General features: G+C 64.7%; 24 protein-coding genes. 14 read left to right on the top strand and 10 right to left on the bottom strand.

The genetic code is table 11. The features are described 5' to 3' along the window. Window positions 1-138 precede the first annotated feature (138 nt). Genes FGE21_RS00355 through pobA form a run of 7 tightly spaced genes read right to left on the bottom strand, consistent with a single transcriptional unit; the run spans window position 139 to window position 5,814 of the window. The gene (locus FGE21_RS00355; protein WP_139660693.1) at window positions 139-1,221 is read right to left on the bottom strand and encodes a 3-carboxy-cis,cis-muconate cycloisomerase; all 1,083 of its coding nucleotides are present in this window, start codon (window positions 1,219-1,221) and stop codon (window positions 139-141) included. A gap of 57 nt (window positions 1,222-1,278) precedes the next feature. Beyond that, window positions 1,279-2,112, bottom strand: coding sequence for a 3-keto-5-aminohexanoate cleavage protein (locus FGE21_RS00360; RefSeq protein ID WP_139660695.1), 834 nt, complete (start codon window positions 2,110-2,112; stop codon window positions 1,279-1,281). 8 nt (window positions 2,113-2,120) lie between these two features. Next, window positions 2,121-2,738, bottom strand: a complete 618-nt coding sequence (pcaG, locus tag FGE21_RS00365; RefSeq protein ID WP_139660696.1) for a protocatechuate 3,4-dioxygenase subunit alpha — start codon at window positions 2,736-2,738, stop codon at window positions 2,121-2,123. Between the two features lie 2 nt (window positions 2,739-2,740). Continuing rightward, complete coding sequence (gene pcaH, locus FGE21_RS00370) at window positions 2,741-3,463, bottom strand: protocatechuate 3,4-dioxygenase subunit beta (protein WP_139660698.1); 723 nt, start codon at window positions 3,461-3,463, stop codon at window positions 2,741-2,743. Further along, the gene (pcaC, locus tag FGE21_RS00375) at window positions 3,460-3,864 is read right to left on the bottom strand and encodes a 4-carboxymuconolactone decarboxylase (protein ID WP_139660700.1); all 405 of its coding nucleotides are present in this window, start codon (window positions 3,862-3,864) and stop codon (window positions 3,460-3,462) included. Before pcaC ends, pcaH begins: the two co-directional genes overlap by 4 nt. Then, window positions 3,854-4,645, bottom strand: coding sequence for a 3-oxoadipate enol-lactonase (gene pcaD / locus FGE21_RS00380; RefSeq protein ID WP_139660701.1), 792 nt, complete (start codon window positions 4,643-4,645; stop codon window positions 3,854-3,856). Before pcaD ends, pcaC begins: the two co-directional genes overlap by 11 nt. Further along, complete coding sequence (gene pobA, locus FGE21_RS00385; protein ID WP_139660703.1) at window positions 4,645-5,814, bottom strand: 4-hydroxybenzoate 3-monooxygenase; 1,170 nt, start codon at window positions 5,812-5,814, stop codon at window positions 4,645-4,647. The genes pcaD and pobA overlap by 1 nt, the downstream gene beginning before the upstream one ends. Before the next feature lie 81 nt (window positions 5,815-5,895). Between pobA and pcaQ the strand changes: the two genes are divergently transcribed. Further along, window positions 5,896-6,834 carry a pca operon transcription factor PcaQ gene (pcaQ, locus tag FGE21_RS00390; protein ID WP_139660704.1) on the top strand — a complete coding sequence of 313 codons (939 nt, stop codon included), beginning with the start codon at window positions 5,896-5,898 and terminating at the stop codon, window positions 6,832-6,834. A 425-nt stretch (window positions 6,835-7,259) separates the two neighbouring features. After that, window positions 7,260-8,057 carry an IclR family transcriptional regulator gene (locus tag FGE21_RS00395; protein ID WP_139660706.1) on the top strand — a complete coding sequence of 266 codons (798 nt, stop codon included), beginning with the start codon at window positions 7,260-7,262 and terminating at the stop codon, window positions 8,055-8,057. Window positions 8,058-8,133: 76 nt separating this feature from the next. Here the strand turns inward: FGE21_RS00395 and FGE21_RS00400 are convergent, their stop codons facing one another. Then, entirely contained in the window at window positions 8,134-9,468 is a 1,335-nt protein-coding gene (locus tag FGE21_RS00400) for an FAD-binding oxidoreductase (protein ID WP_255731190.1), read from the bottom strand. Window positions 9,469-9,648: 180 nt separating this feature from the next. Between FGE21_RS00400 and FGE21_RS00405 the strand changes: the two genes are divergently transcribed. From FGE21_RS00405 to FGE21_RS00420, 4 genes are all read left to right on the top strand, one after another. Then, window positions 9,649-10,077, top strand: a complete 429-nt coding sequence (locus tag FGE21_RS00405; protein WP_139660710.1) for a rhodanese-like domain-containing protein — start codon at window positions 9,649-9,651, stop codon at window positions 10,075-10,077. 234 nt (window positions 10,078-10,311) lie between these two features. Then, a complete protein-coding gene (locus FGE21_RS00410; protein ID WP_139660711.1) occupies window positions 10,312-11,373 on the top strand; it encodes a Hint domain-containing protein in 1,062 nt (353 codons plus the stop codon). A gap of 318 nt (window positions 11,374-11,691) precedes the next feature. Beyond that, window positions 11,692-12,312, top strand: a complete 621-nt coding sequence (gene rpsD / locus FGE21_RS00415) for a 30S ribosomal protein S4 (protein WP_139660713.1) — start codon at window positions 11,692-11,694, stop codon at window positions 12,310-12,312. 192 nt (window positions 12,313-12,504) lie between these two features. Continuing rightward, entirely contained in the window at window positions 12,505-13,077 is a 573-nt protein-coding gene (locus FGE21_RS00420; protein ID WP_139660715.1) for a PA14 domain-containing protein, read from the top strand. 208 nt (window positions 13,078-13,285) lie between these two features. On the opposite strand, the gene FGE21_RS00425 is transcribed toward FGE21_RS00420, so the two are convergent. Further along, window positions 13,286-13,747 carry an Lrp/AsnC family transcriptional regulator gene (locus tag FGE21_RS00425; protein WP_139660716.1) on the bottom strand — a complete coding sequence of 154 codons (462 nt, stop codon included), beginning with the start codon at window positions 13,745-13,747 and terminating at the stop codon, window positions 13,286-13,288. Between the two features lie 106 nt (window positions 13,748-13,853). Here FGE21_RS00425 and FGE21_RS00430 point away from each other — a divergent pair, with 106 nt between their 5' ends. From FGE21_RS00430 to FGE21_RS00445, 4 genes are all read left to right on the top strand, one after another. After that, window positions 13,854-15,314, top strand: coding sequence for an aminotransferase class V-fold PLP-dependent enzyme (locus FGE21_RS00430; protein WP_139660718.1), 1,461 nt, complete (start codon window positions 13,854-13,856; stop codon window positions 15,312-15,314). Window positions 15,315-15,378: 64 nt separating this feature from the next. Next, complete coding sequence (gene hisC, locus FGE21_RS00435; RefSeq protein WP_139660720.1) at window positions 15,379-16,470, top strand: histidinol-phosphate transaminase; 1,092 nt, start codon at window positions 15,379-15,381, stop codon at window positions 16,468-16,470. Window positions 16,471-16,493: 23 nt separating this feature from the next. Continuing rightward, window positions 16,494-17,414: a prephenate/arogenate dehydrogenase family protein gene (locus tag FGE21_RS00440; protein ID WP_139661037.1), complete on the top strand. Its 921-nt coding sequence runs from the start codon at window positions 16,494-16,496 to the stop codon at window positions 17,412-17,414. Further along, entirely contained in the window at window positions 17,411-18,319 is a 909-nt protein-coding gene (locus FGE21_RS00445; protein WP_139660722.1) for an extensin family protein, read from the top strand. The genes FGE21_RS00440 and FGE21_RS00445 overlap by 4 nt, the downstream gene beginning before the upstream one ends. 82 nt (window positions 18,320-18,401) lie before the next feature. On the opposite strand, the gene FGE21_RS00450 is transcribed toward FGE21_RS00445, so the two are convergent. Next, on the bottom strand, window positions 18,402-19,415 hold the full coding sequence (locus FGE21_RS00450) for a DUF2125 domain-containing protein (RefSeq protein WP_139660723.1): 1,014 nt from the start codon (window positions 19,413-19,415) through the stop codon (window positions 18,402-18,404). Between the two features lie 68 nt (window positions 19,416-19,483). Here FGE21_RS00450 and FGE21_RS00455 point away from each other — a divergent pair, with 68 nt between their 5' ends. The 4 genes from FGE21_RS00455 (at window position 19,484) to FGE21_RS00470 (ending at window position 24,205) form a co-directional block, all read left to right on the top strand. Next, window positions 19,484-20,011, top strand: a complete 528-nt coding sequence (locus FGE21_RS00455) for a gamma-glutamylcyclotransferase (protein WP_139660725.1) — start codon at window positions 19,484-19,486, stop codon at window positions 20,009-20,011. Between the two features lie 77 nt (window positions 20,012-20,088). Continuing rightward, window positions 20,089-21,276, top strand: coding sequence for a biopolymer transporter ExbB (locus tag FGE21_RS00460; protein ID WP_139660727.1), 1,188 nt, complete (start codon window positions 20,089-20,091; stop codon window positions 21,274-21,276). Window positions 21,277-21,279: 3 nt separating this feature from the next. Then, window positions 21,280-23,634, top strand: a complete 2,355-nt coding sequence (locus FGE21_RS00465) for a peptidoglycan -binding protein (RefSeq protein WP_139660728.1) — start codon at window positions 21,280-21,282, stop codon at window positions 23,632-23,634. A gap of 265 nt (window positions 23,635-23,899) precedes the next feature. Beyond that, entirely contained in the window at window positions 23,900-24,205 is a 306-nt protein-coding gene (locus tag FGE21_RS00470) for a hypothetical protein (RefSeq protein ID WP_139660730.1), read from the top strand. Window positions 24,206-24,224: the final 19 nt, after the last annotated feature.

Here is a 24,224-nt window from a genome sequence, read left to right on the forward strand (position 1 = left end):
CCGCAGTCTGACAGGGACGCGCACAGAAGCTGCGTATACTGATACGCGGGACCAGAGGCGCCTTTCGGGGCGCCTTTGGTGCGTTTGATCCGGCCTGCGATCTGCGACGTATTCCCTAGCGCGGGCCCGGGCGCTCGCTCAGGCCGCGTCACCTGGGCTGCCGATCCGGGTGATGGCCTCGATCTGGGTGGTGGCCAGCGCCAAGGCGGCGCCGGTGCAGGTCATCATGGCGGGCAGCACCATCCATTCCAGCGTCCACATCGCGCCTGACCGTTCCTGCTCGTGGACCAGCGCCTGATGCATCAGGGGCAGCTGACCCGCGTTGTAGCGGGCGAGCGTGACCAGCAGCTCTGCGGTGACGGGGTTTTGCTTATGCGCCATGGCAGAGCTGCCGCCGCCTCCTGTCTGCTCCAGCGCATCGATGCCCTGCTGCACCATCAGACAGATGTCCTGGCCGATCTTGCCCAATGTGCCGGTCACCGCAGACAACCACCCGGCATAAAGCGCAGGCCCGTCGCGTTCCGTATGCCAGCTCTGGGCTGGGTTCTGCAGGCCGAGCTGCTGCGCCAGCGCGGCTGCAAGCGCGTCGCCCTGCGGCTGGCTGCGCTGGCGGTCGCCCACCGGGCCGCCGAATTGCAGCAGTTCCACCTCCGGCCGAAGCCTGCGAAGCCGGTCAAGCTGACGCCGACAGGGCGCGACCCAGGTGGCGATACGATGGCAGGCGTCAATCGGCAACGCGGCCTGCATGCGGGTGCGCGCCATCATCCGGTGATCCGCCTGTGCCTCGGCCAGCGCCTCAAGCGCGGTGATCAGCGTGGTGAGCCGCGTCTGGTAGATGTCATTCGCGGCCCGGATCGCCAGCGACATGCTGGTATCGATCAGATCCTGACTGGTGGCACCGGGATGGACGGCCCCGGCCAGATCCGCGCCCATATGACCCACATGGGCCTTGAGCTGCCGCACATAGCCCGGAACGGCCAGCCCATCGGTCGGCAGATTGCTCCGCAGCCCCTCCATCTCCGGTTTGAAGTCTGCCATCGCCGCGACGGTTCTTTGCCCCAGCTCCCGGTCAATCAGCCCGACCTGGGACGCGGCCTGTGTCAGGGCGATCTCATAGGCGAGAAAGGCGCGGGCCGTCGCGGTGCCCGAAAACAGGGCCGCAATGTCATCATCGGCAAACAGGCCTGCAAAGAACGGGTTGGTTGCGGTCAGCGGGTTCACGGTGGCGCATATCCTCGGGTCGGTTTCACGGTCGGTCTCGATTTTCCGGGCGGCAGATCAGCTGCGCAGGGGCACGTCAAGAATGGCGCGGGCCTGCTGCCATGTGGCGACGGGGCGCTGGTATTTGTCACACAACTCCGCCGCGCGGCGGATCAGGGCGGCATTCGAGGGCGCCAGGTGGTCGCGATCGAGGCGCACGTTGTCTTCGAGCCCCGCGCGCGTATGTCCGCCCGCCGCAATCGCCCACTCGTTGACCAGCAGTTGATTTGCCCCGATCCCGGCGGCGCACCAATTTGCCTCGGGCGCGCGGCGTTTGACCAGATCCACATAGAGATCGAATACTTCCTTGTCGGCGGGCATCGCGTTCTTCACGCCCATCACGAACTGCACATAGAGCCTGCCATAGAGCTGGCCGTCCTGATGCAGGCGGATCGCCTGCAGGATATGGCTGAGATCAAAGGCTTCGACCTCGGGCGTCACCTTGTATTGGCGCATTTCGCCCGCCAGCCAATCCACCAGATCCGGCGGGTTCTCGTAGACGCGGGTGGGGAAATTGTTGGACCCCACCGAGAGCGACGCCATGTCGGGTGCCAGCGGCAGCATGCCGCCCCGCGTCTTGCCCGCGCCGGAACGCCCGCCGGTGGAGAACTGGATGATCATGCCGGGGCAGTGCTTTTCCAACCCTTCCTTCAGGCGCGCAAATTTTTCCGGATCGGAGGAGGGCGTCTGGTCGTCGTTTCTCACATGCGCATGACAGATCGAGGCCCCGGCCTCAAAGGCCTCCTGGGTGCTTTCGATCTGCTCGGTGACGGTGATCGGCACCGCCGGGTTGTTGGCCTTGGTCGGAAGCGATCCGGTGATCGCCACGCATAGAATACATGGGTTGGTCATGGTCTGCCTCAGATGTCGAAAAAGACGGTTTCGGTTGGCCCCTGCAGGTGAATGTCAAAGTGATAGTGACCTTTCCCCGGGGTTTCGGCAATCAACGTCCGGACCCGGTTTTGATGCTCGATCCGGGTCAGGATCGGGTCGGCGGCATTGGCCGCGTCTTCGTCGGGAAAATACATCCGGGTGTGCAGGCCGAGGTTGATCCCCCGCGCCACGATCCACAAAGTCACATGCGGCGCCTGCAGCCGTCCATCCACATAGGGCACCGCGCCGGGTTTGACGGTGTCAAAGGCAAATTCGCCCGTCACCATATCAGAGGCCGCGCGCCCCCAGCTGGTGAAATTCGGATCCGCCCTGCCACGGGTCTCTGCCGGGCTGTTGAACAGGCCCGCGGCATCGGGCTGCCAGATCTCGATCATCGCATCGCGCAGTGGCGTGCCGGTGCCGTCGAGAACACGGCCGGTGATGCGGATCGGGGTGCCGCTGACCTCTCCGGTGATCATCTCATGGCCGAGATCCTGCGGGTAGACACCCGTGATGCCGGAAAAATTCGGGGTGCAGCCGATATGGACATAGGGACCGGCGGTCTGCGATGGGGATTCCTTCAGGTGATCCAGAGGTTGCACCATGATTAAAGCCCCTCCATGCGGTTTTCAAACAGGGTCTGGCGGCGGCCGCGCAGGGTGATGTCGAACTTGTACGCCCGGGCATCCATCGGCACGGTCCGCGCCATGTCCAGCGGCGCCACCAGGCTCTCGATGCCCTCGCGGGTGGGGATGGTATCGACGATGGGGCAGCGCCAGATCAACGGGTCGCCTTCGAAATACATCTGGGTGATCAGGCGCTGGGCAAAGGCCTGCCCGAAGATCGAAAAGTGGATATGCGCCGGGCGCCAGTCATTCATGGTATTGGGCCAGGGGTAGGGGCCGGGCATGATGGTGCGGAATTCATAGAACCCCTGCGCATCGGTCATGCAGCGCCCGCAGCCGCCAAAGTTCGGATCAAGCGGCGCAAGGTAGCTCTCTTTCTTGTGACGATAGCGGCCGCCCGCGTTGGCCTGCCAGACCTCGATCAGCGTGTTCGGCACCCCACGGCCGAATTCGTCCCGCAGCTGGCCATGCACGATGATGCGCGGGCCGATCGCCATGCCGTCGCCGGTGGCAAAGTTCACAATCAGATCATTGTCGTGGCGGCCAAGCATCTCATGGCCGAACACCGGGCCTGTCTCTTCCACAAGGGTGGTGGGAAAAGACAGCGGCGCCTGCCGGGGCCCCCGCGCCACCGAGGTCTTGTAGTCGGGGGTCAGCGCGGCGGGGTGCCAGCGCCGGTCCCGGTTCACATACCCGTTGGTCATAGGGTTTTCTCCTCCCGTTCCATCTCGGCATAGGTCTCCTTGGCGAGCTTCAGCGCATGGTTGGCGCGCGGGACGCCTGCATAGATCGCCACATGCTGAAACGCCTCCAGAACATCCGTCTTGCTGGCGCCGGTGCGGGCCGTGGCCCGGATATGCATCGCGATCTCGTCAAAATTCCCCAAGGCGGCCAGCAGCGCGAGCGTCAGCATCGACCTCTCCCTGTCGCTGATCCCGTCGCTGGCCCAGACGGTGCCCCAGGCGCCCTCGGTGATCAAGGTCTGAAACGGCGCGTCAAAGGCGGTTTTCTTCGCCTCCGCCCGGTCGACATGGGCATCGCCCAGAACCTTGCGGCGCACGGTCATGCCCGCGTTGAACCGTTCATTGGCAGTATCAGTCGACATGACCAAGCTCCTTCAGAAAATTCAGCAACAGGCCCGCATAGGCCTCGGGCGCCTCGACACAGGGCAGGTGGCCGCTGTTCTCGAGCACGCAAAACCGCGCATCCGCGATCAGATCGAGGGTGGCCTCGACCAGAGCAGGCGGGCTGGCGCCGTCAAGACGCCCCGCAATGCCGAGCGTGGGCTGGGTCAGCCCCAGTGTGGTCGCGCTCAGATCGCTGCCTGCGATGGCCTGACAACAGGCGATATAGCCCGCCTTTGGGGTGCGCTCCAGCATATGCCGCCAGGGCAGATGCGCATCATCGCGCAGGAAGGCGGGGGCGAACCAGCGTTCCAGGATCGGCCCGGACAGCGCCTCGATCCCCTGGCTTGCGATTGCCTCGATCCGCTGCTGCCACATCTCGGCCTCGCCCATTTTTGCCGCCGTATTCGACAGCACGAGGCCGCTGATCCGCTCCGGCACGCGGGCTGCAAGCGATTGCGCAATCATGCCGCCAATGGACAAGCCGACAAAGACGCAGCTGTCGACCTGCGCATGATCCAGCAGGTCCAGCGTGTCCTGCGCCAGATCGTCGATGGTACAGGGACCGGGCGGGCAGGAGGACAAGCCATGACCGCGCTTGTCGTACCTGATCAGCCGCAGATGCGACGGCAGCAGCTCCACCACGCCATCCCAGAGCCGCAGGTCGGTCCCCAGCGAGTTGGCAAAGACCACCGCAGGCCCGGAGGGATCGCCATCCTGACGCCAATGCAGCGCCGCGCCGCGGGTACGTGCCACGCGCATCAATAGGGGAGCCCGACATAATTCGCGGCCATCACGCGCTGGGCGTCCTCGCTGTCGCGCAAAAAGGCCAGCTCCGCCGCCTGCATCCGCAGATCAAACGGGCTCTGATCCGGGAAACGGTGCAGGATGGAGGTCATCCACCAGCTGAAACGCTCGGCTTTCCAGACCCGCGCCAGAGCTTTCTCAGAGTAGCGATCCAGGCCTTCGCTGTCCTTCTCCTGATAGAACTGCAGCAGCCCCTGATACAGATAATGCACATCCGAGGCTGCAGTATTCAGCCCCTTGGCCCCGGTGGGGGGCACGATATGGGCCGCATCGCCGCACAGGAACAGCCGTCCCCAGCGCATCGGCTCGCTGACAAAGGACCGCAGCGGCGCGATGGATTTCTCGATCGACGGCCCGGTGACGAGCGCCTCGCCGACCTCATCAGGCAGCCGGTGGCGCAGCGTGTCCCAGAACCGCGTGTCGCTCCAGTCGCCGACGTCATCGCCCAGCGAGCACTGCACATAATAGCGGCTGAGGCTGGCATTGCGCATGGAGCACAGCGCAAAGCCGTCCTTCGAGTTGGCATAGATCAGCTCGTCATTGACCGGAGGCGTTTCGGACAGGATGCCAAGCCAGCCAAAGGGATAGACCTTTTCGTATTCGGTCCGGACAGCGGCCGGAATGCTGCGGCGGCTGACGCCGTGAAACCCGTCGCAACCGGCAATGAAATCGCAGTCGATGCGCCGTGCCTCGCCGTCCTTTCGGTAGGTGACAAACGGGGCGTCACTGTCGGCGTCATGAAGGCTGACATCCTCGGCTTCGAAAACGATCTCGGCCCCGGCTTTTTCGCGCGCGTCATAGAGATCCCGCGTCACCTCGGTCTGCCCGTAGAGGACGACGGATTGTCCGATCAGGTTCTGAAAGTTGATACCAAACATCTGATCGTTATGCGCGATCAGCGTGCCCTCATGGAGATAGCTTTCGGCCTTCAGCCGGTCCCCGACGCCGGCCTCCCCCATCAGCGCCACCAGACCCTGTTCCAGAATGCCTGCACGGATGCGGCTGAGCACATGCTCTCTGGTGCGCCGTTCCAGCACGACGGTGTCGATCCCCTTTCGGTGCAACAGCTGCCCCAACAGCATCCCCGACGGCCCGCCGCCAACAATCACCACCTGTGTGCGCATGAAAGTCCTCCCTCTTCAGCCCACCATTATCATGCGGTTTCGGTATTCAAAAATGACTTTTTGGCCGATATAGATATCGGTATGGTAAACTATACGCGCAGCAGACAGGTCAAGATCCGCCATTTGCAATGCCTGGCAGAGGTGGTGACCCGTGGCAGCCTGAAGGGCGCGGCCGAGCATCTCCACCTGACCCAGCCCGCCATTTCGCGCACTCTGAAAGAGCTGGAGGACATCCTCGGCTCCACGCTGTTGCTGCGCAGCCGCGCCGGGGTGGAGTTGACCGAGGCGGGCGAAGTCTTTGCCCATTTCGCCCGCATGAGCCTTGCTGCGCTGGATCACGGCCTGGAGGGGATCGACCGCACGCGGGGCGGGGTGCTCGCGCAAGAGGTGACCATCGGCGCCTTGCCCAGCGTGGCGGCGGGGCTGTTGCCGCATGTTGCGGAGGGCTTTCGCAGACTGGCACCGGAGGCAATCCTGCGGCTCACGGACGGGCCGCACGGGATGCTGATGGATCTGTTGCGCAGCGGCGCCGTGAGCATGGTGATCGGGCGGATGGGGGATCCGGCGACGATGCAGGGGGTGTCCTTCACGCAGCTCTATACCGAAGAAGTCGTCTGCGTGGTGCGCCCCGGCCATCCCTGTCTGCAGGCACCTGACCTCGCGGATCTGGCGCGTTGGCCGGTCATCTTCCCGCCCCCCGCGGCGGCAATCCGGCCGCAGGTGGAGCGCTGGCTGATCAGCCACGGCCTGCCCGAGCCGCAGCAGCGCATCGAGACGGTCTCGGGTGCCTTCGCCCGGGTCTATACGCGCGATACCGATGCCATCTGGATGATTTCCCATGGCGTCGTGCGTACGGAACTGTCGGACGGGCGGCTGGTCCGGTTGCCCTTCGACACCACATTGACCAAAGGGCCGGTGGGGCTGATGCAGCGCCAGGATGCGGAGCTGTCGCCGGTGGAGAGCCTCTTTGTCAATGCCTTGCAGGAGGCGATCCGTGTGATCGGCTATGACGTCACCTGAGGGTCACCCCGGTTCGGCCCCACCACATACGCCCCTTGGTTGTTTGCGATTCGGGATGCCAACCGGCCGGGCCGCCAGACGCCAAACCCCCGACGCCACGCAGCCCCAGCGCCAGCCAGTCCCAAGCCGAATGCGCCCCCAGTGGTGGGGCAGTTCATCTCCGCCTGTTTGGGTCTCCCCGAAAGTCACAGAGCGCAGCCGCGGCGCGCGCCTTGCGCGCGACGCCGGGCCCAACGGGGCAAGGGGATCTATTGATCCCTGCAGCCCGGGCGGGAGAGCGACCGGCTCCGTGCGCCCCTCTCCGCCTGAGCGGTGCGGTTCGCCCCGTGACCGGGCTGTGAGCTCGGCCGGGCACCAACACGACGGGCGATCGCGGGCAGCAAATACCCTTTGTCAATCTGTGCCGCACAGTGGCATGAGGGGCCATGGTCAAGGAAAACCGCTCACTCGACCGGGGCATTGCGATCCTGGAAACGCTCGCCCGCCAAGGCGCCATGTCGCTGGCTGACCTGCACCGGGCCACCGGATTGCCCAAAAGCACCCTGCGGCGGCTGTTGCAGACCTTGATCACGCGCCGGATCGTGCGCCGGTCTTTGGCAGATCAGCTCTATCGCACATTGATCGTGTTCCCCGACATTTCCGCAGAGGTGATGCCGAAGGGGATGCTGCAGGTCGCAGATGCAGCCATCCCCCGCACGCTGGCGCTGACGCAGGCGATTGGTTGGCCATCGGATATCCATATCCGCGAGGCCCGCGCGATGCGCATCATCGACAGCACCCGGCAGGCCAGCCAGTTTCAGGTCGGCCAGGGCCGTATCAACCGGCGCGTCACCCATTTCGGATCAGCGACCGGGCTGGCCTGTCTCGCCATGCTGAGCGATGCGGAGATCCGCGCCACCTATGAGACGCTGAAACCGGATCTCACATGGGGGCCCGTGCGCTTCGGTCTGGATCTGCCCGCCCTGATGCAGCGGATCGGCGAGATCCGGGAACAGGGCTACGCCGCCCGCAGCCCCGCCTATCTGAGCGAGCACGAACGGGACAGTGACCTGCACGCCATCGCGGTTGCGATCACCGCGCAGGGGCGGGTGCTTGGCGCGCTCTCGGTGCTGTGGCTGCGCAGCTACAAACCGGTTGACGCCTTCGCCGACCTGCATCTCGCCGCCCTGCAGGCCACGGCGCGGGACGTCAACCGCGCATTGGATCAGGTGCTGGATGAGTAGGCGGGGGCATGCAGGCGGGGACGAGCAGGCGGGACGGGGCGAGCAGGCGGGACGCGTAAACTCCGGCCGCCCGACGTCAGAACAGGCTTTCGGCGGTCTGCTTGGCGAGGAACGCGGCGCGATAGGCCTGCATTTTCACGCCACGGCCCCGGTCGGGGGTCAGATCGCTGACCGGGACCGGCAGGCTGTCCTCGGGGGCGCCGACAAACAGATCCGCCAATGCGCGCCCAAACAGGGTGCCGGTGGTGATCCCGCGCCCGTTGTAGCCGATCGGCGCATAGAGTCCCTCCGCCAGACGATGGATGCGGAACAGATAATCCGGCGTGAAGGCAATCTGCCCGTGCCAGGCGTCCTCGAATATCTGCGGTCCGAGATCCGGAAACAGGCGCCGCAACTTGCGCGCGGCCCAGCGGCGGGTCAGCCCCTCGGTGCCGCCGATCACCGATCCCATTGACCCGATGATCAACCGGCCCGCCTGATCGCGCCGCAGCGACAGCATGATCTTGCCGGTGTCCCACAGGCCCTGTCCCTCCGGCAGGATCATGCGCCCGGCCTCGCCCAGCGGGGCCGTCGCCAGCTGAAAGAAATTGATCGGTGTGAAGCTCTGCGCCAGACCGGGCCAGAGATCCGAGGTATAGGCATTGGTGGCAATCACCACCCGCTTTGCCGTGAGGTCGCCACGGCTGGTCTCGACGCGCCAGCGGTCGCCCTCCCGGATCAGCGCCAGCACCTGTGTCCCGGTCGAGATGTCCGCACCTGCTGCGCGGGCCGCACGGGCCAGTCCGCGGGCATAGCCCATCGGGTTGATCGTGCCCGCGCGCGCATCCAGCAGACCGCCATGGAACCGGTGGCTGCCGGTTTTCTCGGCGGTTTCCTCGGCCGTCAGCAACCGCACCGGCGCGCCCAGGGCCTGCCAGGCCAGCGCGCGGCGCTCAAGGTCGCGCAGCCCATAGGCCGAGTGGGCGGCATGGATCGTGCCCGCCCGCGTGGCTTCACAGCGGATCTGATAGCGCTCGATCAGGGAAAAGACATAATCCGGGGTCCGGCCCAGCTCTGCCACCAGCGCCGCTCCCCGCTCCGTGCCTAAGCGCTGAGCGACGTCCTGCGGCGGCAACCACAGCCCCGCATTCACCAGCCCGACGTTGCGCCCGGACCCGCCGTGGCCGATGTCATTGGCCTCAAGAACATGGCAGGCCAGACCGTTCAGCGCCCCATGCAGGGCGGTGGACAGACCGGTATAGCCGCCGCCGACGATGGCGACATCGACATCGAGACTGGCGCTGAAACTGGCTGCTAAATTGGTCTCTGGCCCCGCTTGACCAGCACTCCGGCTCTCGGCCGCCAGCGGCCGGTCGGTGGCGGTTTCCTCGGAGGAATGGTCCCACAGGGAAATGGGGGGATTTGCGGTCACCTGGCGGGCCTCATTCTCTGGCACATGTCTTGGGGGGCGGGACCGTCGCACGGAGGCGCGCGCCGGGGCCGGTGGCAACATTGAGCGAGGGACGCCTGCCTGTCAATCGGGCAATCGGGCTTGGCCTGCGCGGGCAATACTGCATAGTGTCCGCCAACCCTACCAAGGAGGAGGCCCGCGATGGCACCGCTCAAGATCTCATCGGCGCAGATGGTCGCCGACGCCCGCGCCCGAATAGAGGAGCTGGCCTGCGACACCGCGATTGCCCTGCATCATTCGCAGGCCGGTTCCGCGGAGGTGGTGTTTGTCGATCTGCGCGACGTGCGGGAACGCCAGCGGACGGGCTATATCTCCGGCAGTTTTCATTGTCCGCGCGGCATGCTGGAGTTCTGGGTGGATCCCGAAAGCCCCTATTTCAAAACAATATTCGCCGCCGGGGACAAACGGTTCGTGTTCTACTGTGCATCGGGCTGGCGCTCGGCCCTGTCGGTGGCACTGCTTCAGGACATGGGGTTCGAGGCGGCGCATCTTCGGGACGGGTTTTCCGGCTGGACCAAGGCCGGCGGTCCGGTGGAGATGCCCGGCGACGACCCGGAGCGCGGGGCCTGAACGAGCGACATGCCGGAACAACATGTCTGCGCAAGCCGTCGGTTGCTGTTTTGCACACGCGCCACGGCCGCCAAACTATACCTTCGCTGGAATGACTATACGTAAAAACGGTCAGCCCTGTGGTATTCAGTCTTTCCCCAGCGGGCAGGTTTGGTTAAGGCTCTCTTAATGTCCGAGAAAATGCCTGACGTTTAGGTATGTGTATTTGAGGTGAATGGTGATGGGGTGTTGCAGATGAAAACGGGCTTTCGTGGCACGTATGTCATCTCCTGGACGCAAACGGAAATTGACGGTCTCGACGCGGCCCCTCTTGCGGCGGTCGATGTCGGCGCAACGTGGTCCTGGCATGGTGACGCGGTGCGTGTGGACGGCCCGTCAGAGTTCTTGTGTCCGGACATGCTGCGTGGAGACGGCGACCTACGCCAACAGGCCGCCCGCATGGTGCGCCGTCTTGTCGGCGCTGCGGTCCAGAACCGGACCGACATCGGCGCCGTCAACGTCGATGATCCGGCCACCGACAGCACCTTTGTTGTCACCAATGGCGTCAGAATCTACACCGTGACGTTGATTGAAACCGGTGCTGGCGGGTTGCCTTTGCTGATGTTCGTCGATGAGGTGCCGCCCCGCAATACCGATCTCTGGGTTGTTCATCACACCTCGGTACAGCCCACATCGGCACAAATCGCGCAGGATCCGGGCGTCATCTGTTTTACGCCGGGGACTCGGATCGCCACACCGTCGGGGCCACGGCAGGTGCAAAGCCTGCGCGAGGGCGATCTCGTTCAGACCCGGGACAATGGCGCGCAGCGCGTGCAGTGGATCGGCGCGCGTCGCATGAGCGGGGCCCGGCTCTTTGTGATGCCGCACCTGCGGCCGGTGCGTATCTGCGCTGGCGCGCTGGGCATTGACCGCCCGGAACAGGAGCTTCTGGTCTCGCCCGAGCACCGCATGTTGCTGCGGGGGCATGCCGCGCGCGCCCTGTTCAACGTGCCGGAGGTGCTGGTCGCGGCACGTGATCTGGTCAACAACCGTACCATTTCGGTCGATCAGACGGTGACAGAGGTGACCTATGTCCATCTCCTGCTGGAAAACCATCAGGTGATCTGGGCCAACGGCGTCGAGACCGAGAGCTTTCACCCCGCCCATGCGGCGCTGTCGGCGCTGGACAACTCTGACCGTAGGCGTCTGTTGCGCCGACTGCCGGGGATCGAGGCCGACCCGGCAAGCTACGGCGCCTTTGCCCGGCGCAATCTGTCCGCCTCAGAGGCGGCGATCCTGATGCAGGACGCGGCCTGACCGGCAGGGGTGGGACCATCGGCGGCCGCCAATCAGCTTGAGACGCAGGCCAGACAGAAAAACTATGGGATGTCGGCTTGACACTGCGCCGGGTTCCTATATACGCCCGGCTTCACATTGGTGTTGGTGGCCCCCGCAAGGGGAAGCCTGTCATGGCAGCGGATCCGGATGGATCCAACCCCAAGAGGACAACGCCCTTCATATGTTGCAGGTTTCCTGGGGCAGGTGAACACTGAGACCGCGGGGGACCCTGCGGTCGACAAAGTGAGACCTTGTTCAAGGGCGCGCTGCAGCGCCACTTAACGAAGGAGAACAGCCGTGACCAAACGCACGTCTGCCAAGTACAAAATTGACCGCCGTATGGGCGAAAACATCTGGGGCCGTCCGAAATCCCCGGTGAACCGCCGCGAATATGGCCCCGGTCAGCACGGCCAGCGCCGCAAGGGCAAACTGTCCGACTTCGGTATTCAGCTGCGCGCCAAGCAGAAGCTCAAGGGCTACTACGGCGATCTGACCGAAAAGCAATTCCGCCGCATCTACGGTGAAGCCGAGCGTGTCAAAGGCGACACCGGTGAAAACCTGATCGGCCTGCTGGAAAGCCGTCTGGACGCCGTCGTGTATCGCGCGAAATTCGTACCGACCGTCTTTGCCGCCCGTCAGTTCGTGAACCACGGCCACGTTCTGGTGAACGGCCAGCGCGTCAACATCCCGTCCTACCGCGTCAAGGAAGGCGACCTGATCGAGGTGCGCGACAAGTCCAAGCAGTTGGCTGTTGTTCTCGAAGCGGTTCAGCTGGCCGAGCGTGACGTTCCTGACTATATCGAAACCGACCACAACAAAATGACCGCGACCTTTGTGCGCGCACCGTCCCTGGCTGACGTGCCATACCCGGTCATTATGGAACCGAACCTCGTGGTCGAATTCTACGCCAAAAACTGATCCGCGACCTCTTCGGAGGCCTGTTGGATGGCAAGATTACAAAAGCCGCTCCTGTTTGGGGCGGCTTTTTTGCGTCTTGGCCATCTGGCGCAGGAATCTCTTGGGGGTGGAGGGGTTTGCAGATTATGGTGGCGCTGACACCGGATCCGGCCGTTGATATGGTTTGAGGTCCGGATACCTCGGGAGAATACAATGTCACTGAAATCCATCGCTCTGGCCTTTGGGGTCATTGCGGGTCTCGCTGCATCGGCGGTGGCCGCGCCGCTGAAACTGCAGCCCGCCAACCCCCAGCCCACCAACCTGAAACCAGGGCTCTCTGTGCGCTATGCCTATCCCTCCGATGTGAAAAACCTCGCCTCGGCCCGCAATGCGTTGAAATACAAGGTGGAACAGGGCGCACCGCTGAGCGGCCTCGACTACCGCGATTCCGAACTGGGGCAGGCGGTTCTGACCTCCAAGCGGGCAGAGCGCGTGGTGGCTGATATTCAGGGATACGTGCGGTTTGACAGACCGGGGATCTATACCATTGATTTCCTGACCAATGACGGGCTGGAGGCGATGGTGGGCGGACAGCCCGTCGGTGAATTTGACGGCCGTCAACCCTGCGAGGAGACCTTCGCGGTCGAGGTCGAGGTTCCAAAGGCCGGGTGGTATCCGCTCAAGGCGCTGTGGTTTCAACGCACCAACACCGCCTGTCTGCACATGCGCGCGGGTCCCAAGGGCAAGCGCCCGAAGTGGATGCCCAACGCCGCATTCGGACATTGAGCAGCCCCAGATACCAACCTGAAATCGGCGCGCCAGTCCGCAGACGGCTCGGCGCGTAGTGGGGCTGGCGCATGGGGCGGCAGAAGCGCCAGCCGCCAACAGTAAGCAGCCAGCAGCCAGCAGATGGGCGGACTGGAAGGACCGGGCGCACGGGAGGGAGGCGGACGTAGGGGACGTAGGGACTGGGGGGACGTAGGGGCTGGGCGGCCTAAACCGGCAGCGGTCGCCCCTCGGCAAGTGTCTCCATGGCAAAATACGACGTGACGCTGTCCAGCTCGACCCCGGAGATCAACCGTTGGTAGACGGAGTCATAGCTGGCCATATCGCGGGTGACGACCTTCAGCTGATAGTCATAGTCGCCGCCGATCCGGTGAAAATCCACCACTTCCGGAATGGTCAGCACATGACGGCGAAACCGGTCCAGCCATTCGCTTGAGTGGTGCCGCGTGCGCAGCATGACAAAAACAACCAGCCCAAGATCCAACTGCAGGCGATCCACCTCTGCCCGGGTGCCGCGCAGAATGCCTTTTTCCTCCAGCGCTTTGAGACGCCGCCAGCAGGCGTTCTGCGACAGGCCGACCCGGTCCGCGAGATCGCGTTGCGACAGGCTGCCGTCCCGCTGCAGGGTCCGCAAAATCGCGCGGTCAATTTGATCGATAGATTTCGTCATTTCAGGGTCAATTGATAGTCATATTACGAATCGTGGCAATGAGAAATGTGAAAATGATCTATTTCAAGGGTGATATGATTGAGGAAATCATCACAAGAGCGCGCCAATGATCCTCGAAGACTTCAAATCATCTCTGAACCACGCAGCGAAAACCGGGCAATTGGCCCAGGGGCTGATCGGGGAGGGGCTGCGGATCCCCGGACCCTTTGGCGATGTACCGCTTGTCTATGCCGATTATGTCGCCTCGGGGCGCGCCCTGCAGCAGGTGGAGGATTTCATCGCCGCCCAGGTGCTGCCCTACTATGCCAATTCCCATACCGAGGCCTCCTATTGCGGCCAGTATATGACCCGCCTGCGCCAGGCCGCCCGTGCCGAAATCGCGCGTATGACCGGCGCGGGGGAGGGCTGTGAGGTGATCTTTGCAGGGGCCGGGGCGACCGCCGGTCTCAACCGATTGGTCAGCCTCTTTGGCGTCAACGCGGCCAGACGCCCGGTGGTGTTTATTGGGCCCTACGAGCATCACTCCAACATCCTGCCCTGGCGCGAAAGCCGGGCGGAGGTGGTGGAGATCCCCGAGGACGCGCTGGGCGGCGTCGATCTCGCGGCACTCGAGGCCGCTTTGCTGGCCCATGCGGACAGCGATCTGAAAATCGGTAGCTTTTCCGCTGCCTCCAACGTCACCGGCATTGTCACCGATCCCGATCCCGTGACCCGGCTCTTGCGGGCCCATAATGCGCTTGCGGTTTGGGACTATGCCGGGGCGGGGCCCTATCTGCCGATCGACATGGGGGCCGGTGGCGCGGTTCCCAAGGATGCGGTGGTGGTCTCGCCCCATAAATTCCCCGGGGGTCCCGGCAGCTCGGGCGTTTTGGTCCTGCGCCGCGACGCGGTCCGGGCAACCACCCCGTCCTGGCCCGGTGGCGGCACCGTCAGCTTTGTTTCGCCCTGGTCCCATCGCTATGCCGCCAGCCTCGCCGCCCGCGAGGAGGCGGGGACGCCGAATGTGATCGGCGATATCCGCGCCGCTTTGGCCTTTCTGGTCAAGGACGCCGTCGGGCAGGCGCAGATCGAAGAACGCGAGGCCCGCTACGGCGCCAAAGCGGTCGCCGCCTGGTCAAAGGTGCCCGGGCTGACCCTGCTGGGCCATCCGCGCGTGCACCGCCTGCCGATCTTTTCCTTCACCCTGCGCGGCGCCTCCGGCGCGCCGATCCATCAGCAGCTTTTCACCCGCATGCTGAGCGACGCCTATGGCATTCAGGCGCGGGGCGGCTGTGCCTGTGCCGGCGCCTATGCGCACCGTCTTCTGGATATTGATCAACCCCGATCGGATGCGCTGTTTGCCGATCTTCAGGCCGGGCATGAGATCCGCAAACCCGGTTGGGTGCGGCTGAATTTCTCCTATCTGATGCCGGAGACGACGGTGGACTACATCCTCGACAGTGTCACGGAGCTGGTTGCCCGGGCCGAAGATCTTGCCACCTGGTATGAGGCCGACGCCGCCACCGCGCGCTTTCATCCCCGTTCGATGACGCCACCGCCGCACCGGAGTTCTGCTGCGATGTCGTGAGATGCCGCTTTTCCCGCGCGCCGCCGGGCGCTATGAGAGGAGGGACGTCAAGGAGCTCGAAGACATGACCCAAATCACGCCACAGCCCGGTATCATGGACATTGTCCTTTATCAGAGCGGCGCCGCCCATGTGGATGGGGTGAGCAATGTGACCAAGCTCTCCTCGAATGAAAATCCCCTCGGCGCCAGCCCGAAGGCGACCGAGGCGATGGTCCAGGTTGCCGCCAATATGCACCGCTACCCGAGCTCTGATCATTCCGATCTGCGGCGCGCGATTGCAGAAACCCACGACCTAGATCCCGACCGTATCATCTGCGGCGCCGGCAGCGACGAGATCATCGCCTTTCTGTGCCAATGCTATGCCGGTCCGGGGGATGAGGTGCTCTATACCGAGCACGGGTTTGCCATGTACCGCATCTCCGCTCTGGCGGCCGGGGCGACCCCGGTGGAGGTGCGCGAACACGAGCGCGTCACCGATGTGGATGCGCTGCTTGCGGCCTGCACCGCGCAGACCAGGCTGGTCTTCATCGCCAACCCCAACAATCCCACCGGCACAATGATCTCCGATGCGGAGGTCGCCCGTCTGGCCGATGGCCTGCCCAAGGACGCCATCCTTGTTCTGGACGGCGCCTATGCCGAATATGTCGAAGGCTTCGATGCCGGGCGGAGCCTGATCGAGCGCCGCGAAAACGTGGTCATGACCCGGACCTTTTCAAAGATATACGGCCTTGGGGGCGCCCGGGTTGGCTGGGGCTACGGGCCACAGGCGATCATCGACGTGCTGAACCGGGTGCGGGGGCCGTTCAACGTGTCCCTGACCGGACTTGCCGGTGCAGAGGCCGCCGTGCGCGATACTGAATACGTGGAGCAGTGCCGCCGGGAGAACGCGAAATGGCGCGGCTGGCTGGCCGATCAGCTGGCCGCTCTGGGCGTTCCCTCCGATACATCCTGCACCAATTTCATCCTCGCGCGTTTTGCCAATCAGGCCGAAGCCGAGGCCTGCGATGACTTCCTCAAGGCCCGTGGCCTGGTGGTGCGCCGGGTGGCGGGCTACAACCTGCCGGCCGCGCTGCGGATCACCATCGGGGATGAGACAGCGTGCCGCGCGGTGGTTGCGGCGGTCAAGGACTTCAAAACCGGGCAGGCCCCCGTATGACCACGCCTCCTCTCCCTGCGGACATGACCACACCCGTCTACAACCGTGTGGCGCTGATTGGCCTCGGGCTGATTGCCTCCTCGATGTTCTGGGCGATGAAACGCGCAGGCCTCGCAGGAGAGGTCACGGGATTTGCCCGCAGCGCGGAAACCCGCGACACCGCCCGTCGCATCGGCCTGTGTGACCGGGTCTGCGACAGTGCGGCAGAGGCCGTCGAGGGGGCCGATCTGGTCGTCCTCTGCGTGCCGGTCGGCGCCATGGGGGCCGTCGCGGCCGAGATCGCCCCTGCCTTGATGCCGGGCGCTACCGTCTCCGATGTGGGCTCGGTCAAGGGCCAGGTGATCGAGTCGGTCGCGCCGCATATCCCCGATGGTGTCCATTTCGTGCCCTCTCACCCTCTTGCGGGCACCGAGCACTCCGGCCCCGAGTCGGGCTTTGCAGAGCTGTTCGACAACCGGTGGTGCCTGCTGGTGCCGGTCGAGGGCAGCGACCCTGACGCCGTGGCCCGGCTGCGCGCGCTCTGGGAAGGCATGGGCGCCCATGTGGACGAGATGGACGCGGATCACCACGATCTGGTGCTCGCGGTCACCTCCCACGCGCCGCATCTGATCGCCTATACGATGGTCGGGGTGGCGGATGATCTGCGTCGTGTAACCGACAGTGAGGTCATCAAATATTCGGCTGCGGGGTTTCGGGACTTCACCCGGATCGCGGCCTCCGATCCGACCATGTGGCGCGATGTGTTCCTGTCCAACAAGGACGCAACGCTCGAAATCCTCGGCCGCTTCACCGAAGAGCTGTTCGCCCTGCAGCGCGCAATCCGCACCGGCGACGGGGATCACCTGCATGCCTATTTCACCCGCACACGTGCCATCCGTCGCGGCATCATTCAGGCGGGGCAGGATACCGCTGCGCCGGACTTCGGCCGCGGGCCGAAGAAATGAGGTCCCCTGCGGCTCTCTGTCTGATCGGGCTGGGCCTTGCGCTTGTGGGGCCGGCCGCTGTGACAGAGGCCGCAGCGCCGGACACAACACCCCGGCCGCCGCTGGCCCGTCTGGCCTTTGCGGCGGCCCTGCCTCCGGGTGACTTCGGGGCGGCCCTGCCGCCGGGCGACCTCGGGGCGGTGTTGCCCGACGGCATCGGCACTGTGCCGCAGGGGGCGAACGCGGTCCTGCGTCCCCGCAAACGCCCGCCGTCGCCGCAGGTCGCCGCCACCCTCAACCGCCCCGCAGGCCTGCTTCCGGTTGCGCCCGAGACCACGCCGCGCCCCACAGTCCGCAGTCCCGAACTCCTGCAGCAGGTCCTGTTCGGGCGAGCGAAGAAACGGCGTGGCTCTGTCTGTGGCTCCCTCGACATCCAGGGCGAGGAAGCGGGGCACATCCCCGGCACGCTCAAGGGCTGCGGCGCAAGGAATGCCGTGCGGGTGCGCTCGGTGGCCGGAGTTCAGCTCAGCACTCCGGCGCTGATGACCTGCGACACCGCCAAGGCGCTGCACAAATGGGTCAAAAGCGATGTGGAAAAGGCCTTTGGCCGCTCCAACCGGGTGACCCGCCTGCGGGTGGCGGCGCATTATTCCTGTCGCACCCGCAACAACCGTCCCGGCGCCAGGATCTCTGAACACGGGCGCGGACGTGCCATCGATATCTCCGGTTTTGGTCTTGAGGATGGCACCATGGTCAGCGTGCTGAAGGGCTGGCGCGACAAGCCGACCCGCCGGCCTCTGCGTCGCCTGTGGAAAGCGGCCTGCGGACCGTTTCGCACCGTGCTCGGGCCGGAGGCGGACATCTACCACCGCGATCACTTTCACCTGGATGTGGCGCGCCACCGCAGCGGGCGATACTGTCGCTGATCCTCCCGTCTCGCGGGGGGGGCAGGACCAGCGCAGGGTCAGTTCAGGACCCGGCCAGTTTCCGTGCAGTTTCCGTGTAGTATCAGTGCAGTATCAGGCGGGGCGCGGGGCCGAGCGGGATCGGCCCGATGGTGATATAGCCGCCACGAAATCCCAGCGTGATATCCAGATCCTCCGGGTTGCCCGTGGCGCGCGCCAGCATCGCCACCACGCGGCTGGCCTGATCGCGGGCGCCGGGGGACAACAGGCCGGTGTCCACCGCCATATCAAGGAACGCAGCCCAGGATTCGACCTGCAGCGCCAGCGCTCCGGTGGGGATGCCTGCCGCGTCGACGTCCAGCTGACCGGTGCTCTTGATCCGCATCTCGCCCCAGCGGAGTTCCATACGCTCCAGATCGATTTGGCGCGGCTGCGGGCGGCGGGTTTCCAGCGCCGAACGGTCCCAAGCAGCGTCAAATGCCACGTCGGCCGCCAATGTCAGCACCTCGAAGGTCTGCGGCAGCTCCGGGGCCGAGCGCAGCAAGCGCCGCAGCTCCGCACCCGGGCGAAACTCGCGGGCGTCCGCCGTGATACGATAGGTTTGCGATGTTCCCTGCCGGACCATCCGCAGCGACAGATCCGCCGCGCCGAGGGTGGCCGTCTGCCCATCACCGATACTCCAGTCCTGCGCCGTCAGGCCGAGGTCTTCGACCTCCAGCGCCAGACCGGGGGCCAGCGTCAGCTTTGCCCGCAGCCCCTCGGTGGTGATCACGGCCGTCTGGTCGTAATACGACAGCCGCTGTTGACCGTCGGCGAACCGAAGCACCTGCCGGCCCGGCCAGATCGCGGGGCTCTCGATGTCGAGCCAATCCGCACGCCAGGCCGCGCCGGTCGCCGGATCGACCAGGGCGGGCGCGGTGATCCGGGTGCGATGATGCGTCGGAAAGCCCCCCAAAGGGGTGGCGGGCGCGATGGATTCGACCTCGACCTGCCAGCCTTGTTGCGCCTGCGCGTCGAACCAGGCGGCCACGCTCTGGCGCAATCCCCAGGCAGCAACCGCCCAATACAGCGACCAGATCAGCGCTATGCCCAGAAGGATTTTCAGCCCGCGTTTCATCCAGCACAGCCCCTTTTGTTCCTGCCCGTTTTGCTGTTTACAGGGGCGGGCGAAAAAGGACCAGTAACATGACGATGTGGGTATTTGGCTACGGATCACTGCTGTGGAACCCGGAGTTTCCGGTGGCGCGCCGCGAGGTCGCGACCCTGAACGGCTTTGCGCGCTCCTTCTGCATGCGCTCGATCCATCACCGCGGCAGCGAGGCCGAGCCGGGGCTGGTGCTGGCGCTCGACGCGCTTGAGGGCGCGCGCTGCACGGGGCTGGCGCTTGCGGTCGAGCCGGGTCATGAGGACCCCACGCTGGAGGCCCTGCGCGAGCGTGAGCTGATTTCCTCGGCCTATCTGGAACGGGTTCTCGATGTGGATCTCGCCTCCGGAGAGACGGTCACCGCCGTCGCCTATGTGATCGACCCGCAGCATGTCCAATATTGCCGCCTGGAGCTGGAAGAGCAGGCGCAGATCATCGCCCATGCGGTGGGCGGACGGGGGCCGAATCGCGAATATTTGTTCAATACGGCCAGTCATCTGGACGAAATTGGCCTGCGGGACCCCGATCTCAGCTGGCTCACCGAGCGGGTCCGGCAAATTTTATCATAAATCCTTGGCGATCCTAGGTCTTTCAAGCTAGGCTGCACGCGCAGAACCACGAAAGAGCCTATCAGGAGCCGCACGGAATGGCGCATCACGAACGCGAAGGCCGGCCACAATTTTCTCAGCCGGTGCGCCAGGTCGTCATGATGCTGATCGCACTGGGATTGGCAGGGGCGGGGTCGTTTGTCGCCCTGCCACGGGTGCTTCCTGTGTTCGAGGCAAACCCCTATCTGAACGGGTTCATCTTCTTTGTCTTCTGTATCGGTGTCTTCGCCTGTTTCTGGCAGGTGGTGCAGCTGATCAATTCGGTGCGCTGGATCGAACGCTTTGCCGGAGGGGTGCATGCGGCAGAGGACGGCCCGCCCTCCATGCTGGCGCCTCTGGCCTCGCTCCTGCGGTCGCGCGCGGCACGGATGCAGCTCGGGTCGGCCTCCACCAGATCGATCCTCGATTCCGTCGCGGAGCGTATCGACGAAGAACGCGAAATCACCAGGTACATTGTCAACCTGCTGATTTTCCTCGGACTTTTGGGTACCTTCTACGGGTTGGCGACGACGGTGCCCGCCGTGGTCGACACCATTCGCAGCCTCGCCCCGCAGGAGGGCGAAGAAGGGCTCGCGATCTTCAATCGCCTGATGACCGGGCTGGAGGCGCAGCTCGGGGGCATGGGCGTGGCCTTTGCGTCCTCGCTTCTTGGTCTGGCCGGCTCGCTCATCGTCGGGCTGCTGGAACTCTTTGCAGGACACGGCCAGAACCGTTTTTACCGCGAGCTGGAAGAATGGCTCGCCTCCTTCACCCGCGTCAGCTTCTCTTCGGGGGAGGAGGGCGTCGGCGACAGTAACCTCGTGGCCGGTGTTCTGGACACGATGGCCGAGCAGATGGACGCGCTGCAGGCGATGTTCGTCGAAACCTCCGAGGGCCGGGCGGAGGTGGACAGCAAACTCTCGCGCCTCGTGGACGCGATCAGCGATATGAACCGCCGTCAGGATGATGTGGCGTCGATCTCTGCCGCGCTCGAACGGGTGGCGGTGGGGCAGGAGACGCTGACCGAGCTGATGCGCGCCCATGGCGATGTCGGCATTGACGCCGAAAGCCGCATGCGCCTGCGCTCCATCGATGTGCAGATGCTGCGCATTCTGGAGGAAATCTCGGCCGGGCGGCAGGAAAGCCTCGCCGAGCTGCGCAAGGATATCGACCTGCTGGTCAAGGCCTTCGCCAGCCCGCGGGGGCTCGACCGGGCGTCGCGCGTGGCAACCCAGAGAGAAAGCTGACCCATGGCTCTGTCGCGTCGTACGGGGCAACGGTTTCAGGGGTCGATCTGGCCCGGCTTCGTCGATGCGATGACCGGTCTCCTGCTGGTTTTGATGTTCGTTCTGACCATCTTCATGGTGGTGCAATTCGTGCTGCGCGAAACCATCACCGGCCAGGAAACCGAGCTTGACGAACTGTCCACCGAAATCCGGGCTCTGGCGCGCGCTCTGGGTGTGAAGGAACGCGAAACCAGCCTGCTGCAGGCCCGGTTGGGGGCCCTGGGCGCGACGCTCAACTCTGCGCGGTCCGACCTTGACGCGGCCCGCGAGCAGCTCACCCGACAGCAGGCGCTGATCAGCTCTCTCTCCGGCGAAAGAGATCAGGCCACATCCGATCTCGCGGCGGCGCGCAGCCGCATCACCGATTTTGAGGCGCAGGTGGCCACATTGATCGCCGGGCGCGACAGTGCCGAGGCAGAGATCGCGGCCTTGCAGACGGAGCGGGATGCGCTGGACGCGGCGCGCGCGGATCTCTTGTCAGAGCAGGAGGCCCTGAACCTCGCGCTCGCCCAGACCCGGGAGGAGGTGGATTCGCAAACCGAAACCGCCCGCCTGGCCGCCGCCCGCACCGAGGCGCTGCAGGCGCTGGTCGATGAGCTGCGGGCCGAAGGGGAGACCCAGAGCGGGCGCATCGCGGAACTGGAGGCCAGCCTCTCGCAGGAAGAGGTCGCCCGCCTGACCGAAACCGCAGCAGCAGAGGCCCTGCGCGCGCGGTTGGAGAACGCTGACGCAGAGCTCACCGCCATGACGCTGGCGCTCGAGGCAGAGCGGCGGAAGGCCGAGGATACGCTGACGTTGCTGGCGGCGGCCGAGGCCGCGCGCGACCGGCTCGATGCAGAGCTGGAAACGGCCCTGACGGCAATCGATCAGGCCCGGGCACAGGCGCAGGACAGGGATGTTCTGGCCGAGCGCCTGACCCGCATCCTGGCTCAGATGGAGGTCTCCGAAAGCAAGGCGGCGTCGCGGGTGTCTGCGCTTGAGGCCGAGCTGGAGCGGGTGCGGGAAGACAGCCGCGTGACCCGGACCCAATTGGCGATCGAACTGGAAGCGGCGCGTCAGGACGCAGCCCGGACCCGGGGCCAGTTGGAGGCAGAACTGACCCGCCAGCGGGCGGCGACGGTCGAAACCCAATCGCAATACGAACAGGAACTGGCGCAGCTTCAGGACCGTTTCGACACCGAACGCCGGGCCCTCGAAGACCAGCTGGTTGTGCTGCGGTCGGAGACAGAAGTCACCCGCCGCGCGCTGGAGGACCAGCTGGCCACCCTGCGCGGCGAGGCCGAGGAAACCCGGATCGGACTGGAAACCCGGCTGCAGCGGACCGAAGCGGATCTGAGAGCCGCCCGTTCTGCGGCGACCTCCACCGCCGAGGAACGCGCATCGGTCGAGCAGCGTCTGCTGACCGCTCTGGAGGCGCTCGAACGGGCGCAGGCGGCGGCGTCAGATCAGGACGTGCTGCAGCGGCGCCTGTTGGCGGCACTGTCCCAGGGCGAGGCGGCCTCGGTCGAGGCGGCGGAGCAGAAGAGCCTGGCGCAGCAACGGGCGGATCTGCTGGCACAGGCGCGCGCGGCCCTCTCCGAAGAAAAGGCGATCTCGGAAGAGGCGCGCCGCGAGACGGCCCTGCTCAATCAGCAGGTGGCAGCTTTGCGCGAACAGCTCGGCGGGTTGCAGGCGCTGCTGGACGATTTCAAGGACCGCGATGCCTCGCAATCGGTGCAGCTTCAGAACCTGGGCCAGGACCTGAACTCGGCCCTTGCGCGCGCGGCAGCAGAGGAGCGCCGCCGCCGTCTGCTGGAAGAGCAGGAGCGCAAGCGCCTGGAGCTTGAAGCCGCGCAGCTGACCTCCAAGGCGGAAGATCTGGAACGCTATCGATCTGAATTCTTTGGCGAATTGCGTCAGGTTCTGGGCAATCAGGACGGTGTCCGCATCGAGGGCGACCGCTTCGTCTTCGCCTCCGAGGTTCTCTTCGCGCTCGGCAGTGCGACACTGTCGGCGGAGGGCAAGGTTGAAATCGCCAAAGTTGCCAATATCCTGCGCGATATTGCCGCCGAAATCCCGAGCGATATCAACTGGATCATCCGGGTCGACGGGCATACGGACAATCAGGCCTTCAATGGCACGGGCAAATATCGCGACAATTGGGAGCTCAGCCAGGGGCGGGCCCTGTCGGTGGTGCGCTACATGATGGATGAGCTGGGGATACCCCCAAACCGGCTGGCGGCGAATGGATTTGGCGAGTTCCAGCCGATCAATCCGGCCAATACGCCAGCGGCGCGGGCGCAGAACCGGCGGATCGAACTGAAGCTGACAGAGCGCTGATTCGGCTAGGTTATCAATTTGAAAAACATGAAATAAATAGGCCTTGGCGACACGATATCGCCAAGGCCTGGATGATTAAATTGAATGTCTGAAATACGGACGCCTCCACCACTCACGGCATTTGGGTTCGTCCAGACAAGGCAATATCACGGAAGGCTTGAACTTTCAATAAATTATCATGCGCGACAATTTCAATGTGCTATAGTCTCCGTGTTGAGTTTTATCTATACTTCTTCTTCCTGAATGGTTTGAGGGGACTGAGATCTTGGACAGGTTGCGTGCAATTTTTGAACTCCGTGACATGCTGCGCCAGATGGAGCGCGACATAGGGTTGGAAGATCTGAGTCCGGCTGAAAAGGATGTATTCCAGGCGGCTCATACCCTGACCGAGGCGCCGGGAGATTTCGTGCTGTCCGATCAGATCCGTCAGCATCACCTGGCCCGGGATTTGGCACAGGCGACGTTTCACCGCGCGTTGAAGACCTTGCTGGACCACGGTTTTCTGGAACGCCCGGACGGCACCCGGGCGAAGCATTATCTTGTGCGGCGGGATTTGCTGCACGACCTGTGATGTGGCTGGAGCACTGCAG

This window comes from Phaeobacter sp. B1627 (assembly GCF_006265095.1).
In the GTDB taxonomy this organism is placed as follows: domain Bacteria; phylum Pseudomonadota; class Alphaproteobacteria; order Rhodobacterales; family Rhodobacteraceae; genus Epibacterium.

Coding starts and splice junctions, on each gene's coding strand:
- FGE21_RS00405 (WP_139660710.1), top strand. CDS start 9,649: ATGGCACCGCTCAAGATCTCATCGGCGCAGATGGTCGCCGACGCCCGC.
- pobA (WP_139660703.1), bottom strand. CDS start 5,814: ATGCGCACACAGGTGGTGATTGTTGGCGGCGGGCCGTCGGGGATGCTG.
- hisC (WP_139660720.1), top strand. CDS start 15,379: ATGACCCAAATCACGCCACAGCCCGGTATCATGGACATTGTCCTTTAT.
- FGE21_RS00410 (WP_139660711.1), top strand. CDS start 10,312: ATGAAAACGGGCTTTCGTGGCACGTATGTCATCTCCTGGACGCAAACG.
- FGE21_RS00360 (WP_139660695.1), bottom strand. CDS start 2,112: ATGACCAACCCATGTATTCTATGCGTGGCGATCACCGGATCGCTTCCG.
- FGE21_RS00430 (WP_139660718.1), top strand. CDS start 13,854: ATGATCCTCGAAGACTTCAAATCATCTCTGAACCACGCAGCGAAAACC.
- pcaC (WP_139660700.1), bottom strand. CDS start 3,864: ATGTCGACTGATACTGCCAATGAACGGTTCAACGCGGGCATGACCGTG.
- FGE21_RS00465 (WP_139660728.1), top strand. CDS start 21,280: ATGGCTCTGTCGCGTCGTACGGGGCAACGGTTTCAGGGGTCGATCTGG.
- FGE21_RS00445 (WP_139660722.1), top strand. CDS start 17,411: ATGAGGTCCCCTGCGGCTCTCTGTCTGATCGGGCTGGGCCTTGCGCTT.
- FGE21_RS00420 (WP_139660715.1), top strand. CDS start 12,505: ATGTCACTGAAATCCATCGCTCTGGCCTTTGGGGTCATTGCGGGTCTC.
- FGE21_RS00425 (WP_139660716.1), bottom strand. CDS start 13,747: ATGACGAAATCTATCGATCAAATTGACCGCGCGATTTTGCGGACCCTG.
- FGE21_RS00395 (WP_139660706.1), top strand. CDS start 7,260: ATGGTCAAGGAAAACCGCTCACTCGACCGGGGCATTGCGATCCTGGAA.
- pcaQ (WP_139660704.1), top strand. CDS start 5,896: ATGGTAAACTATACGCGCAGCAGACAGGTCAAGATCCGCCATTTGCAA.
- FGE21_RS00440 (WP_139661037.1), top strand. CDS start 16,494: ATGACCACACCCGTCTACAACCGTGTGGCGCTGATTGGCCTCGGGCTG.
- FGE21_RS00455 (WP_139660725.1), top strand. CDS start 19,484: ATGACGATGTGGGTATTTGGCTACGGATCACTGCTGTGGAACCCGGAG.
- FGE21_RS00450 (WP_139660723.1), bottom strand. CDS start 19,415: ATGAAACGCGGGCTGAAAATCCTTCTGGGCATAGCGCTGATCTGGTCG.
- FGE21_RS00460 (WP_139660727.1), top strand. CDS start 20,089: ATGGCGCATCACGAACGCGAAGGCCGGCCACAATTTTCTCAGCCGGTG.
- pcaG (WP_139660696.1), bottom strand. CDS start 2,738: ATGGTGCAACCTCTGGATCACCTGAAGGAATCCCCATCGCAGACCGCC.
- pcaH (WP_139660698.1), bottom strand. CDS start 3,463: ATGACCAACGGGTATGTGAACCGGGACCGGCGCTGGCACCCCGCCGCG.
- pcaD (WP_139660701.1), bottom strand. CDS start 4,645: ATGCGCGTGGCACGTACCCGCGGCGCGGCGCTGCATTGGCGTCAGGAT.